The organism is Mesorhizobium sp. WSM4828, assembly GCF_055811175.1.
The window spans coordinates 185920-199101 of record NZ_JBVVQK010000007.1 but is presented as its reverse complement, the minus strand read 5'-3'; the positions used below and the strand labels follow the sequence as shown (position 1 = coordinate 199101).

12 protein-coding genes are annotated in these 13182 nt (G+C 63.8%); 9 read left to right on the top strand and 3 right to left on the bottom strand.

Features of this window, described 5'->3' with window-relative positions:
• Positions 1–45: 45 nt before the first annotated feature.
• Complete coding sequence (locus tag AC0L2X_RS11225; protein ID WP_023721174.1) at positions 46–327, top strand: hypothetical protein; 282 nt, start codon at positions 46–48, stop codon at positions 325–327.
• Between the two features lie 114 nt (positions 328–441).
• Here the strand turns inward: AC0L2X_RS11225 and AC0L2X_RS11220 are convergent, their stop codons facing one another.
• Entirely contained in the window at positions 442–1017 is a 576-nt protein-coding gene (locus AC0L2X_RS11220; RefSeq protein WP_292663948.1) for a TMEM175 family protein, read from the bottom strand.
• Between the two features lie 155 nt (positions 1018–1172).
• Between AC0L2X_RS11220 and AC0L2X_RS11215 the strand changes: the two genes are divergently transcribed.
• Positions 1173–2381 carry an MFS transporter gene (locus AC0L2X_RS11215; RefSeq protein WP_473599805.1) on the top strand — a complete coding sequence of 403 codons (1209 nt, stop codon included), beginning with the start codon at positions 1173–1175 and terminating at the stop codon, positions 2379–2381.
• Between the two features lie 9 nt (positions 2382–2390).
• Here the strand turns inward: AC0L2X_RS11215 and AC0L2X_RS11210 are convergent, their stop codons facing one another.
• A complete protein-coding gene (locus AC0L2X_RS11210; RefSeq protein ID WP_473599804.1) occupies positions 2391–3863 on the bottom strand; it encodes an MATE family efflux transporter in 1473 nt (490 codons plus the stop codon).
• Between the two features lie 192 nt (positions 3864–4055).
• Here AC0L2X_RS11210 and AC0L2X_RS11205 point away from each other — a divergent pair, with 192 nt between their 5' ends.
• Entirely contained in the window at positions 4056–4844 is a 789-nt protein-coding gene (locus AC0L2X_RS11205) for a L,D-transpeptidase (protein WP_473599803.1), read from the top strand.
• A 154-nt stretch (positions 4845–4998) separates the two neighbouring features.
• On the opposite strand, the gene AC0L2X_RS11200 is transcribed toward AC0L2X_RS11205, so the two are convergent.
• The gene (locus AC0L2X_RS11200; RefSeq protein WP_473599802.1) at positions 4999–6474 is read right to left on the bottom strand and encodes an esterase-like activity of phytase family protein; all 1476 of its coding nucleotides are present in this window, start codon (positions 6472–6474) and stop codon (positions 4999–5001) included.
• 248 nt (positions 6475–6722) lie between these two features.
• On the opposite strand from AC0L2X_RS11200, the gene AC0L2X_RS11195 reads away from it, so the two are divergent.
• The 6 genes from AC0L2X_RS11195 to AC0L2X_RS11170 are packed head-to-tail and all read left to right on the top strand — an operon-like array spanning position 6723 to position 13175.
• Positions 6723–7712, top strand: coding sequence for a TIM barrel protein (locus AC0L2X_RS11195; protein WP_473599801.1), 990 nt, complete (start codon positions 6723–6725; stop codon positions 7710–7712).
• Positions 7713–7753: 41 nt separating this feature from the next.
• Entirely contained in the window at positions 7754–8812 is a 1059-nt protein-coding gene (locus AC0L2X_RS11190; RefSeq protein ID WP_473599800.1) for a sugar ABC transporter substrate-binding protein, read from the top strand.
• Between the two features lie 56 nt (positions 8813–8868).
• Positions 8869–10395, top strand: a complete 1527-nt coding sequence (locus AC0L2X_RS11185) for a sugar ABC transporter ATP-binding protein (RefSeq protein ID WP_473599799.1) — start codon at positions 8869–8871, stop codon at positions 10393–10395.
• 16 nt (positions 10396–10411) lie between these two features.
• A complete protein-coding gene (locus AC0L2X_RS11180; RefSeq protein WP_352456543.1) occupies positions 10412–11389 on the top strand; it encodes an ABC transporter permease in 978 nt (325 codons plus the stop codon).
• Positions 11386–12261, top strand: coding sequence for a MurR/RpiR family transcriptional regulator (locus tag AC0L2X_RS11175; protein WP_473599798.1), 876 nt, complete (start codon positions 11386–11388; stop codon positions 12259–12261). The genes AC0L2X_RS11180 and AC0L2X_RS11175 overlap by 4 nt, the downstream gene beginning before the upstream one ends.
• Complete coding sequence (locus AC0L2X_RS11170) at positions 12258–13175, top strand: ribokinase (RefSeq protein ID WP_473599797.1); 918 nt, start codon at positions 12258–12260, stop codon at positions 13173–13175. Before AC0L2X_RS11175 ends, AC0L2X_RS11170 begins: the two co-directional genes overlap by 4 nt.
• Positions 13176–13182: the final 7 nt, after the last annotated feature.

The following is a 13182-nucleotide window of genomic DNA, read 5'->3' as shown; positions in this document are numbered from 1 at the left end:
TCGGCGGGCGCTGCGCATGCTGATATCGAAAAGGAGACCTAGCGATTGACCGACTGGATCGAGATCCTGAAAGAACAGACCGCAACCGGCGACCAGATGAGCCGCGAAGTGCCGCAAATGCTTGCCAATCCCGACATCAGCGAAGCGCAAGTGAAAACGCTGTTTTCGGCGCTCGAAAAACAGGCGGAGTTCGTCGAAAAGCTGCGTATGGCGCTGGAAAAGTTCGGCCACGATTTTTCAGTGATCAAGGCGGCCGAGCGGCTGGAGGAGCGCTATGCCGACCTTGCCGCTTCGGTAGCGGAAAAGCTGAAAGAAATGCGGGGCTAGAGCCTGTTCCATCCGATAAAATTCGGTATGGGGCTCTGTCTTCTCATGATCTTTTCCGAAAACTGGCATCCACTTTTCGCTGACGCGGTCCTTCGGTTCGGGATCATGGTCTGTCTATTTCTCGATTAGCCGCTCGAAGCGCCTGTCCGGCACTAACCAGATCAGCGCCACGAGAACGTAGATCGAGACACCGATCCAGTGATTGACGAAGGTCAGTGCGACGCCGGAGATATAGAGGGCCAGCGAGATCTTTCCCTTGAGGTCATTGCCCAACGCCCTGGCGAAAAGGGTCTCGCTGCCGTGCAGCCGATGCAGAGCCATGGTGAGGATGTTGAAGCCGACGGCGCAGAGCGCCAGGCCGATGCCATAGACGGCGACAGGCACCGGCGCGAAATGGTTCTCGCCCATGAAGGCTGTCGTCGCCGGCATCAGCGACAGCCAGAACAACAGGTTGAGGTTCGCCCACAGCACGCGGCCGTCGACCCGCTGCACGGCATGGAACATGTTGTGCAAATTGTTCCAGTAGATGCCGACATAGATGAAGGACAGCACATAGCTGAGGAATATCGGCCAGAGTGGTGCAAGCGCGGAAAAATCCTCGCCATGCGGCACCTTCAATTCCAGCACCATGATGGTGATGATGATGGCGACTACGCCATCGGTGAATGCCTCGACCCGTCCTTTGCCCATGAATCTCCCCTGACAATCCGCTGAAGTTAAAAGAGGATCTCGCTCAGCGCCATCGGCAAAGCTGCCAAACTTGTCAGGAGCAAGTCGGGGAGGGGAACGGCTGACGCGAAAAAGGCGTTAGGATTTCAGATCCCGAACAGCAAAAGGTCGAAAAAATGACAGCTCACGCTCAAGTCATGACGCGCGATCACGAACTCGTCGGCAGCGCCGCAGCGGCCGCCGTGGCCGCCATGATCGCGGCTCTTTTCGCCGGCAGCACGGCGCTGACGCCGCTTTATATCATCTACAAGCAGGTCTTCGGTTTCTCGCAGATCACTTTGACGCTGGTCTACGCCGTCTATGTCATCGGCAATCTGGCAGCGCTTCTGATGTTAGGGCGTGTGTCCGATGCCATCGGGCGCCGTCCGATGGCATTAGCGGGGATGGCGGTGGCCGTCGTCAGCGCGGTGGTTTTCCTGTTCGCCGAAAATGTCGCCTGGCTCGAGACCGCCCGAATTCTGAGCGGATTGGGAATTGGCGTCGGCGCGGGTACCGGCACCGCCTGGCTCGCCGAATTGCTCCCGACCGACGACAAGTCACAGGCGGCGACGATTGCCACCAGCACCAATTTTCTCGGCCTCGGCCTTGGTGCGCTGGGGGCCGGGTTGCTCGCCGAATACGCGCCTTGGCCGCTCAGGCTGACATTCGTCGTCTACCTGGCGATGCTCGCGACTGTAACCCTGCTGGTCTGGCGCACGCGGGAAACCGTTTCGCGGCCGGGGAAACTGGCTGACGTTTCGATGCGGCCGCGGCTTTCCGTGCCTGATGACATCCGCGCGGGTTTCGTTGCACCGGCGGTGACCGGCTTTGGCGCAATGGCGCTGGTCGGCTTTTATGCAGCACTCGCGCCGAGCATTCTGGCGCAGCAGCTGCACGTAATCAACCATGCCGTAGCCGGCGCTCTGTTTTTTGAATTGGCGATCGTGACGGCCGCCACCATTGTAGCGACGGCACGACTTTCGAGCCGAGCCGCGATGTTCGCGGCGCTTGCGCTGATGATCCCAACCGTCGCGCTGATTGTTGCGGCGCAGGTCTTCGCATCGACGGCCATAATGATTGCCGGGACCGCCTTGTGCGGCGTGGCGGCAGCGCTTGGCTATCGCGGCGGCTTGCAAGTGGTGAACGAGATCGCGCCGGCGGACCGGCGCGCGGAAGTCGTCTCGGCCTTCTTCATCTGCTGTTTTTGCGGCAACGCGCTGCCGGTGATCGGCATCGGCGTCCTGTCGACCATGACAAGCGCGACCGTGGCAAGCCTGGCCTTTGCCGGCATGATTGTCGTCTTTTCCCTGGTGGCGCTCGGCTTTGGCGCGAAATACGCGCGCTGAGCCGGCCTTTCAGCCGTTCGACGTCTCGGGCGAAAGATGGGCGCGCTGGCGCGGTACGCCGAGGCCGGTATCCGGTGGTTCGCCGGCAGCCGGCCGGCTCTCGATCATGTGCAGGCTGCGCCAGCGGCCGAAGCGATAATAGGCCGCGGCCAGCACGAGCGAGGTTATCGAGCCGGCCGGAAAGCTCCACCACAGAGCTTCCTCGCCTATCACGCTTCGGAAGAAATAGGCGAAGCTGGTGCGCACCAGCAGCACCGAGATCACCAGGATGATCAGCGGCGGCATCACCGCGCCGGTGGCACGCACGGTGGCGAAGAGCACGATGGTGATGCCGAACAGGATGAAGGACCACGACGCGATCTTGTTGATGTGAGTGGCGATGTCGATTGCTGCACTGTCGCTGCCGAGGAAGAGGCTGAGCACCCCGCGATCGAATACGAACAGCAGCGCGACGAGCACGCCGGTGAGCACAAGGTTGAAGCCGACGCCGGAGGCGGCGATGCGGCCGATCCGGTCCCAGCGCCCGGCGCCGACATTTTGCGCCGCCATGGACGACACCGCGGCGCCGATGGCGAGCGCCGGCATCTGGATGTAGGTCCAGAGCTGTGCGGCTATGCCGTAGGCAGCCGCAACCTGCGAGCCGTACGAGTTGACCATGCCCATCACCGTCAGAGCCGCGGACGAGACGACGATCATCTGCAGGCCCATCGGCACGCCCTTGAAGACGACAAGTCGCAGCAGCGCCGGGTCCGGCCGCAGCAGAGCAAGATTGGCGCCGGCCAGCCGCAGCGGGTGCTTGCGCGCATAAAGCACGATCAGGATGGCAACCACGCTTACCGTCTGGCCGATCAGCGTCGAGGCGGCCGAGCCGGCGATGCCGAGTTCGGGGAACGGGCCGATGCCGAGGATGAGCAACGGGTTCAAAATGACGTCGAGCACGACGGCCAGCGCCATGAAGAGGAAAGGCGTGCGCGAGTCGCCGGCGCCGCGCAGCACTGTCATGACGAAGGAGAACAGGTTCATCATCGGCACGGCCAGGAAGATGATGCGCAGATAGGAGCGCGCCAGCGGCAAAGCATCGGCCGGCGTGCCGAGTGCATCGAGGATCGCATCGACCCAGATCCAGCCGCAGACCGCGAACACCACCGAGACGAGGAAGAAGAAGGTGGCGCTGGTGCCGACGATGCGCCGGGCTTCGGGCAGGTCACGAGCGCCGACGGATTGCGCGACCAGGATGGTCGCCGCCATGCCGATGCCGAACACCGTGCCGAGGATGAGAAACAGCACGAGGTTTGCATTGGACGTGGCGGTCAGCGCCGCTTCACCGAGGAAACGGCCGACCCACACGGCATTGATCGAGCCGTTGAGCGACTGCAGCACATTGGAGCCGAGCACCGGCAGGGCAAACAGCAAAAGGGTGCGCGGGATAGGCCCACTGGTCAGGTCGCCGGTCCGCCGGCGCGCGGGCATGTTGTCGTCCATGGCAGGCAACTCGGCGAAGGCTTGTCTTGAGTCCGCAATGATTGCCGATTTAACGGAACAGGTCGATGCGGCGCTGCAAATTCAGCCTGGTGTGCCTTGATCAATCATGTTCTCAAAGCTTCCGGAATCGTATATTGATCCTGCACGCGTGGGGCCGCATTTCCTGGATCTCATGGGCAAGCCGGGGGGCTCATGTCCGATATTCCGTTGTTTTTTGAGCGCCTGAACCGGCGCGCCTTTCTCGGTGCATCGGCTCTGGGCGCGGCCTCCGTGGCTCTTTCGGCGTGCACCACGACCGACGTGGCGGCGCCGCCGGTGACAGCGGCGCCAAGCGAGCCGGCTTTCGGCGATGCCGCAAGCATGTATGCGGCGCGCGTCGACGAGGGCTATCAACTGCCGGCAATACCGGTAGCCAAGATCGATCCGAAATTCGTCCGCCAAGTCGTGTCCGATCCGACCGGAGAGAAACCCGGCACGATCGTCGTCGATACCTCCGAGCACTTTCTCTACCTGGTGCGCGACGGCGGCAAGGCAATTCGCTACGGCGTCAGCCTCGGCAAGGCCGGTTTCGGATGGACCGGCAGTGCCGTGGTTCAGGCGAGAAAGAAGTGGCCGGTGTGGACGCCGCCGCCGGAAATGATCCAGCGCCGGCCGGAACTGGCGAAATACAAGGACGGCATGCCGCCCGGCCCGCACAGCCCGCTGGGCGCACGCGCGCTGTATCTCTTCCGCGACGGCAAGGACACGATGTATCGGCTGCACGGCACGCCGGAGTGGGATTCCATTGGGAAGAACGCTTCGTCCGGCTGTGTGCGCTTCATGAATCAGGACATTATCGACCTCTACAGCCGCGTCGACGGCGTCGCGCCGGTCTTCGTGCGCCCGAACCTGTCGGCCGCCGGGAAGATCGCGGCCGTGTCGAACAGGACAGCCGAGCCGATCGATGCTGGCGTCCCAAAGGACGCGGAGATGTTGAGGTAAGTGCCTTCGACTGGATCGTCAGTCGCAGGTTTTGCAACGCGCTTGTCCCTAGAACACCATCCTTGCGCGGGCGCGCCGCAACTGAAGAAACGCGACCGTTCAATCGCGCCAGCTCAGGCGGACGCGTTCGGCGCGTCCGCCTGTATGGGTGCCACTACTTCTTGGCGAGCCCTGGGAGCGTGACTTGATAGACCAGGAACATGGTGTCGACATCGGCGCCGTCCTCGGCCTTGTAGGGCGCGCCGACCTGGAAGCCGTCCTGCGTGAGGAAGTCATTATCATTGGCTACGAACAGGAAATAGTCGTTGGGCAGTTTTGGATCGAGGACGCTCACCACCGACATCGCCTCCCACTTCTCTGAGAGGTTGTTGCGGTCGTTGGGCGCGCCATTGTGCAGCCCGAAGCGGCCGAGCTCGCTCTTGTCGTTGATGTCGATGAACGGCGTCAGCTTGGCCGGCGTCACCGATGCATCGAGCTCACCCTTGGGCGCAACCGGCTTGTCCTTGTCGAACTCTGTGCCGGCGATATCGGTTGCCGCCGACACATCGACGACGCTGATCTCGCGATGGAGCGAAGTGTCGCCCTTCAGCCCTTGGCCGTTGCCGCTGTCGCGCGCCAGCATCAGGAAGGTCTTGTCCGACAGCGCCACGATTTCGCTCTGCGCGGCGATCTTGGTTTTGCCCTTGGCATCGGTGAACACGGGCAGCGGCACGACATATTCATGCGCGAGCTTGAGCTGGCCGGGATCCGAGGCATCGTAGACCAGCGCGCGCGTGTTCCGCAGCGTCGAGGGCGAATCGCCGCCATCTTGTCTGGGTGCCGACTGCAGCACGGCGATCAGGAACTTGCCGTCGGGCGTCAGTGCCATGCCTTCGAGGCCCTGGTTGTTCTGGCGGCCGGTTTCGGGATCCTTCGGATCTGGGTCTGCCGCGCCAGGTCCCGGATTGTTGGAAGCAAAGTTTGGCGTCCCGTGACGCGTCGGGACAAGCGCCGCCGGCGGCTGCGTTGCCGACATCAGACGCCCATCGGCGGAGAAGCGGTAGATGTTCGGACCGTATTCGTCCGAGATGAACATCGTGCCGTCGGGCAGCCGCGCGATCGCTTCGTTGTCGAGCGCGAGCTTGCCGTTGGCTTCGGGCAGGATCGGCATGTCGTCGGTCGCGGCGCGCACGCCGTTGAGCGGATCGAGGCCGGTTGCGTCGGCGCCCTTGTCGTCCGTCAAAAGCATGGTGTCGGCTAGCGTTGCCTTAAGGCCCGACTGTTCCTGGCCGGTGGCCGGTGCCGCCCCCGCGATCGGGGTGAACTCGAGGGCGATCGTGTTCAGGCGCGGCCGGTAATCGGTGGTGCCGACGACATTGTAGCCGCGATCGGGCAGCAGCCACAGCGAGCCCTTGTAGCCATCGGCGCCATGCGTCCAGCCGGCAGCGTCGATCGCCATGCCCGAGCCGGAGCCAAACGTCTCGCCGAACTTGTCCTTCTGGCTGGCCGGGATGCGGCCGACACCGACCAGGCCCTTGTTGACGAAGCTGACGCCGTCGACGGTCGCGGCGTTTTCAGCCAAGGCCGGCGTCAAGGCGGTGAACATCGCCAGCGCGACGGCGAGGGACGCGGTTCGGTGCAGGTTTTTCATGGATATCCTCTTTGAGACAAAGCTGCCGGGATCTGAAAAAGCGTCGCGTCGCATCAAGGATGCCGCGAAAGCCTTCGGAGAAGCGATCTAGGACGCGAACATGATACTTGCGTGACAGTGCCGCGCTTGCTTGTCCCCCCGTGGTCGCAACTGGCCTGGGTATGGCGAATTCGTCGTCGCCGAGCGAGCAATTAACAACTTTACAAATAATCATTCTTGTGTAAAGTTATGACAATGAAAGGACCCCGATGACCGCCTATCGTTTCGCCACCCGCCTCAATTCCTTTGCCTCGCGGCCACAGTCCGAGTGGCCCGATCTTGTCGGCAAACCGTCCATGCTGCAAATGGCGGCACGTGCGGCGAAGGTTGCGGAGTTGACCGATCTCGACCTCAACTTTCCCGACCATGTCGATGAAAAACCTGCGGAAATGGCGCGCAAACTCGGCGATTTCGGGCTTTCGATCAATGGCTTCGCCATGCGCTACTACTCTAACCCGGCTTTCAAGCTCGGCGCCTTCACCAACCCGGATCCTTCCGTTCGCCGCGAGGCCATCGACCTGACCAAGGCCGGCATCGACGCCGCGCGCGAGGCCGGCGCCAGCCTGATGACATTGTGGTTGGGGCAGGATGGCTTCGACTACGCCTTCCAGGCTAACTACGCAACACTCTGGCAACACGAAATCGATGGAATTCGTGAAGTAGCGGCGCATGACCCGGGCTGTCAGATCAGCCTTGAATACAAACCCAACGAGCCGCGCTCCTACAGCCTGATGCCCGATGCGGCGACGACATTGCTGGCGATCCGCGAGATCGGCCTGCCCAATCTCGGCGTGACGCTCGATTTCGCGCATGTGCTCTATGCCGACGAGCAGCCGGCCTTTGCCGCAGCACTCGTAGCGCGCCATAGCAAGCTGCTCGGCGTGCATCTCAACGACGGCTACGCCAAGCGCGACGACGGCCTGATGGTTGGCGCAGTGCACACGCTGCAGACGATCGAGCTGCTCAGGCAGATCCGCCGCGACGGCTATACCGGGGCAATCTACTTCGACACGTTCCCCGACATGACCGGGCTCGACCCGGTCCACGAATGCGAAGTCAACATCGCGACTGTCAAGCGCATGCTGCGCGTCGTCGACCGGCTGGAAAAGAACAATCGCCTGTCCACTGCCATCGACCGTCAGGACGCGGTCGCCTCGCAGGCCATCATCCAGGAAGCCATGCTCGGGCCGGACAGCTGAGGCCGGGGCCATCACTGTTTTTCAACAAGGGAGGAAAGACCATGAAATTTCTGCTTGCCACCGCCACCGCTGCCCTGATGGCGCTGTCCATAGGGTCGTCGTTTTCCGCGGACCTCGCGCCGCTCAATTCCGACACCGAGAAGGATCGCATCGACTGGTCGCAGCTCGAGGCCAAGTTCGGGGCTTTCCCCAAGCTGCCCGTGGGCACCAAGGCGGGTGCGGTCTCCAAGACGCTGACCAACGAATACTGGCGCTCGCTGGGAGAGGGCTACAAGTCGTTCGGCGACCGCACCGGCGTGCCCGTCGTCTACCAGGCGGCGCAGAGCGAGGGCGACCAGCTCGGGCAGCTCACCATCGCCGAAGGCCTGGTCACGCAAGGCTACAACGTGCTTCTCGTCTCGCCGCAGACCGACTCCAACCTGCAGCCGATCATGGAGCAGGCCAAGGCAGCCAATGTGCCGGTGGTCAACGTCAATGACGCGGTCATCCCGCAGGCCGAGCACTATGTCGGTAATGTCCAGCGCGACAATGGCGTGCGCGTCGCCAAATGGTTCATCAAGAACCGGCCGGATGGCGGCAAGGTCGCCATCGTCGAAGGCCAGGCCGGCGTCTACGCCGCCGTCCAGCGCACCGACGGCTTCAAGACCACCATCACCGAAGCCGGCAAGTTCGAGGTCGTCGCCAGCGTCCCCGGCAACTGGGATCGTCAGACCTCCTACGACGCGGCCACCAACATCCTGCAGCAGCACCCAGACCTGATCGGCTTCTATGCCAACAATGACGGTATGGCGCTGGGCATCGTCGAAGCGGTCAAGGCCGCCGGCCTGCAGGACAAGGTCGCCGTCTTCGGCACTGACGGGATTTCCGACGCTTATGCCTCGATCCGCGCCGGCGAGCTGACCGGTACCGTCGATTCGTTCCCGGTGCTGACCGGCGAGGTGGCGCTGGAATCGGCGCTGCGGCTGGTGGCCGGGCAGAAGCTGCCGCGCGTCGTCGCCACGCCGCAGGCGCTGATCACCAAGGACAATGCCGACCGTTACTCCGGCGGCGGCGATGCCGCGCGCAAGGCGCTGCTCGAGGACGCGGCAGCGGGCCAATAGAGCAGGGGCGGCGGGTGCCGGCCTTGGGTCGGCACCCTGCCTGGAGAACTGAAGCAATGTCAGCGCGGCTGCAATTCGAGGGCATTTCCAAAGTGTTTCCGGCCGTGCGGGCGCTGAGCGATGTGTCCTTTTCGGTCGGCGCCGGCGAAATCCATGGCCTGCTTGGCGAAAACGGTGCTGGCAAGTCGACGCTGCTGCGCATTCTGTCAGGCGTCTACCGGCCGACAGCGGGACGCGTGCTCATCGACGGAAAGCCGGCCATGCTGAACACCCCGGTCGCGGCGCGCGCCGCCGGCGTGGCGATGATCCATCAGGAATTACAGCAGGTGCCACGTCTCAGCGTCGCCCAGAACATGTTTCTCGGCCATCCGATGACGCGCGGCGGCGTCTTCGTCGCACGGCGCGAGCAGGAACGCCGTGCTGCGGAAGCCCTCGCCGCCATCGACCCGACCATCGATCCGGCAGTCCCGCTTGGCAGCCTGAAGGTGGCGCAGCGGCAGATCGTCGAGATCGCGCGAGCGCTGCTCGACCGCGCCAGGATCGTGGCGATGGACGAGCCGACGTCGAGCCTGACGCCGAGCGAGTTCGAACGACTGGCCGAGGTGATTGCCGGTCTGGCGCGCGACGGTGTCGCCGTCGTTTATGTCTCGCACAAGCTGGACGAGGTGTTCGGCATCAGCCAGCGCGCCACCATCATGCGCGACGGCGCCGTGGTCGGGTCCGTCGATATCGCACAGGTCTCGGAAAAATCCGTCGTTTCGATGATGGTCGGCCGCGAGCTTGCCCAGGAACAGCACCGCTCGCATGCTTCCGCCGAGATCAGGCTAAGTGTGCGTGGCCTTGCCTCGGCGACCAAGGTCCTTGACGTTTCGTTCGAGCTGCATCGCGGCGAGGTGTTGGGCATTGCCGGCCTGGTCGGGTCGGGTCGCACCGAACTGCTACGGCTGCTGGCCGGTGCCGACCGGGCCTCATCAGGCGCAATAGAGATCGACGGCAAGGCGGTAAAGCTTTCCAGTCCGCGCGACGCGATTGCGGCCGGCATCGGCCTGGTGCCGGAGGAGCGCAAGCGCGAAGGCATCGTGCCGTTGCGGTCGATCTCCAGCAACATGGCGCTGGCCTCGATGGGCGTGTTCGCGCCGCGCGGCGTCATCGATCATCGCCGGCTGAAGCGCGTGGCTGCCGAGAAAATGAAACGCGTCAATCTCAGGCCGTTCCTGCTCGATCGGCCGATCCGGCTGTTCAGCGGCGGCAACCAGCAGAAAGCGATCATCGGCCGCTGGCTGGCGGCCGGAACGCGGATCCTTCTGTTCGACGAGCCGACGCGCGGCATCGATGTCGGCGCCAAGGCGGAGATCTACCACCTGATCGAGGAACTCGCCGCCGAAGGCCATTCGGTAATCGTCGTGTCGTCCGAACTCCCCGAGGTGATCCGGCTCGCCGACCGCGTGCTGGTCATGCGCGACGGCACGGTCGCCGCCGAACTGGGCCGCGCAAGTCTCAGCGAACACGCGATCGCCGCGCACGCCATACCCCAAACGGAGATTGAGGCCGGCAAGGCGCAAGGCCATCGGGCCGGTGCGTAACGGACAGGACTAGCGGATGACCGATATAACCCAACACACAGCAGCGCGCCCAAGGGCAGATTTCCTGCACCGGTTTTCCGTGCGCGACGCCGGCACGCTGATCGGCCTGGTGGTGATCCTTGCCGTCTTCGGGGCGCTGGTCCCCGGCTTTTTTGCCGAGCGTAACCTGATCAACATCCTGCAGCAGTCGAGCATCAATGCCTGCTTGGCGTTGGGCATGACGCTGGTCATCATCTCGGGCGGCATCGACCTGTCCGTCGGGCCGACGGCAGCCCTTTCGGCCGTCATCTCGGCCTCGATGCTGGTTGCCGGCGTGCCGTTTCCGCTGGCCATCGCCGCTGGCTTTGCCATCGGCCTTGCCTGCGGACTGCTCAACGGCGTGCTGGTCGCCTATGTCGGGCTGCAGCCTTTCATCGTCACGCTCGGCACGCTGAGCACCTACCGGGCGCTGGCGCTGATCTATACCGGCGGCAATCCGGTGCTTGGCCTGCCTGCCGGCTTTCGCGCCATCTTCAACGGCTCGCTGTTCGGATTGCCGTTGGCGGTCATCATCGTGGCCGTGGTCGCGCTGATTGCCTGGATCATCCTCAAGAAGACGCCGTTCGGCGAATATCTGCTCGCCGTCGGCGGCAATGAGGAGGCAGCCTACATAGCCGGCGTGCCGATCGCCCGCACCAAGATCGCCGCCTATATGATCTCGGGCCTGCTGGCGGCACTTGCCGCACAGATCCTGATCGGCCGGTTGGGTGCGGCCGAACCCATTCTCGGCAATCTCTGGGAGCTCGACGCCATAGCAGCGGCGGCGATCGGCGGTGCTTCGCTGATGGGCGGCAAGGGCAGCGTCGTCGGCACGATCCTGGGTGCCGTCATCCTCGGCAGCATGCGCAATGGCCTGACGCTGATGAACGTGCAGTCCTTCTATCAGCTCTTGGCAACTGGCCTTATAATCCTCGCCGCGATGCTTATCGATCGCGTGACGAGGGGACGTGGATGACCTTGACCGGCCTGGACCTGAAAGCAGTAGGACCGCGCATCCGCATGATGATGCCGCATCTGACGCCGCTCGAGGCGAAGGTGGTTGAAACCGTCTTCGGACGGCGCGGCTTCGACGAGACCATCCCGCTCAAGCAGATCGCCGAGGAGGCCGGTGTGTCGGAGGCGATGGTGGTGAAGATCGCCAAGAAGCTGGGTTTTTCCGGCTATCGCGATTTCCGCACCGCCGTCTATGAGTACAGCCGCCTGCCGACCGCCGAGATGCATCAGGAGCTGTCGGTGGACGACAGTTCGGCCGAGATCGTGCAGAAGGTGTTCCGCACCTCCATCCAGGCGCTGGAGGAGACGCTCGCCATCCTCGACATGGACGATTTCGACCGTGCCGCCGATCTGCTTTACCGCGCCAGGAATCGCGATTTCTACGGCGTCGGCGGCTCGGCGCAGATCGCTCGCGACGTTTCGCACAAATTCCTGCGCATCGGCATCCGCACCTCTGTCTACGACGATTCGCATATGATGCTAATGTCGGCCTCGCTGCTCGGCGCCGACGACATTGCTGTCGGCTTCTCGCATTCCGGCAACACGAGCGCCGTCATCGACGCCATCCAACTTGCGCGCAAAAGCGGCGCGCGCACGCTGGCCATCACCAACTACGACAACTCGCCATTGGCAGCTGTTGCCGACATCGTGCTCTGCTCGACCGCGCAAGGCTCGCCGCTGATGGGTGAGAACGCAGCGGCGCGCATTGCCCAGCTCAACATTCTCGACGCGCTGTTCGTCGCGGTCGCGCAACGCGACTACCAGGCGGCGGAGCGCAATCTCGGCCGCACCATGTCTGCGGTGGCGTCGAAACGGAAAGATAGGGGCACATGACGGCTTCCCCGCCGCTGGTCACCGTGTTCGGCAGCCTGCATTACGATATCATGGTCGAAGCCCCTGATCGCCCACGCAAGGGCGAAACGGTGACCGGCCATGCCTGGCATCCAAAATGCGGCGGCAAGGGCGGCAACCAGGCGGTGTCGGCAGCGCGGGCCGGGGTGCGTGCGGCAATGATCGGTGCTGTCGGCGATGACGATTTCGGCCGCGCGCTTCTCGACAATCTCGATCGCAACGACGTTGACCGGCGCTTCGTGCGGGTCGCTTCCGCTGCCGGCTCGGGCATGAGCGTGGCGATCTTCGACGACAGCGGCGACTATGGCGCGGTGATCGTCTCGGGCAGCAACCTCACTCTCGGCGAAACGGACATTGCGGAGGCGGGCGAGCTGATCGCGCAAACGACGGTGCTGCTGCTGCAGAACGAGGTGCCGGACGCCGCCAACATTGCCGCGGCGCGGGCGGTGAAGGCGCATGGCAGCCGCGTCGTCCTCAACGCGGCGCCGGCGCGAAAGCTGTCAGCCGAACTGATCGCGCTCACCGACATCGTCATCGTCAACGCCATCGAGGCGGAGTTCCTGGCCGGAGTTCCTGTCGTCGACACGCTCGAGGGTGCTGCGAAGGCGGCCGGTATGCTCGTCGGTTCCTATCCGGCTGCGATTGTCACGGCAGGTGGGGAGGGGGTCGCCTATTGCGACCGCGACGGCCAGGCATTCGCCTTGCCGGCGATGCCGGTGGAGGTGGTCAGCACCCACGGTGCCGGTGATGAATTCGTCGGCGCCTTCGCGGCGGCGCTTGCGCGTGGAGAGCCTGTCGAGGCGGCACTTGCCGCCGCCAATGCCGCAGCGGCCTTGCTGGTTGCAACGCCGGAGCGCGAGCGCGGCCGGCTTGACCGACCTCAGCCTGCCCAGTGACCGCCGC

Excerpts from the sequence above, each read along its gene's own strand:
- AC0L2X_RS11215 (WP_473599805.1), top strand. The coding sequence starts at position 1,173 with ATGACAGCTCACGCTCAAGTCATGACGCGCGATCACGAACTCGTCGGC.
- AC0L2X_RS11175 (WP_473599798.1), top strand. The coding sequence starts at position 11,386 with ATGACCTTGACCGGCCTGGACCTGAAAGCAGTAGGACCGCGCATCCGC.
- AC0L2X_RS11190 (WP_473599800.1), top strand. The coding sequence starts at position 7,754 with ATGAAATTTCTGCTTGCCACCGCCACCGCTGCCCTGATGGCGCTGTCC.
- AC0L2X_RS11210 (WP_473599804.1), bottom strand. The coding sequence starts at position 3,863 with ATGGACGACAACATGCCCGCGCGCCGGCGGACCGGCGACCTGACCAGT.
- AC0L2X_RS11200 (WP_473599802.1), bottom strand. The coding sequence starts at position 6,474 with ATGAAAAACCTGCACCGAACCGCGTCCCTCGCCGTCGCGCTGGCGATG.
- AC0L2X_RS11185 (WP_473599799.1), top strand. The coding sequence starts at position 8,869 with ATGTCAGCGCGGCTGCAATTCGAGGGCATTTCCAAAGTGTTTCCGGCC.
- AC0L2X_RS11170 (WP_473599797.1), top strand. The coding sequence starts at position 12,258 with ATGACGGCTTCCCCGCCGCTGGTCACCGTGTTCGGCAGCCTGCATTAC.
- AC0L2X_RS11205 (WP_473599803.1), top strand. The coding sequence starts at position 4,056 with ATGTCCGATATTCCGTTGTTTTTTGAGCGCCTGAACCGGCGCGCCTTT.
- AC0L2X_RS11195 (WP_473599801.1), top strand. The coding sequence starts at position 6,723 with ATGACCGCCTATCGTTTCGCCACCCGCCTCAATTCCTTTGCCTCGCGG.
- AC0L2X_RS11220 (WP_292663948.1), bottom strand. The coding sequence starts at position 1,017 with ATGGGCAAAGGACGGGTCGAGGCATTCACCGATGGCGTAGTCGCCATC.
- AC0L2X_RS11180 (WP_352456543.1), top strand. The coding sequence starts at position 10,412 with ATGACCGATATAACCCAACACACAGCAGCGCGCCCAAGGGCAGATTTC.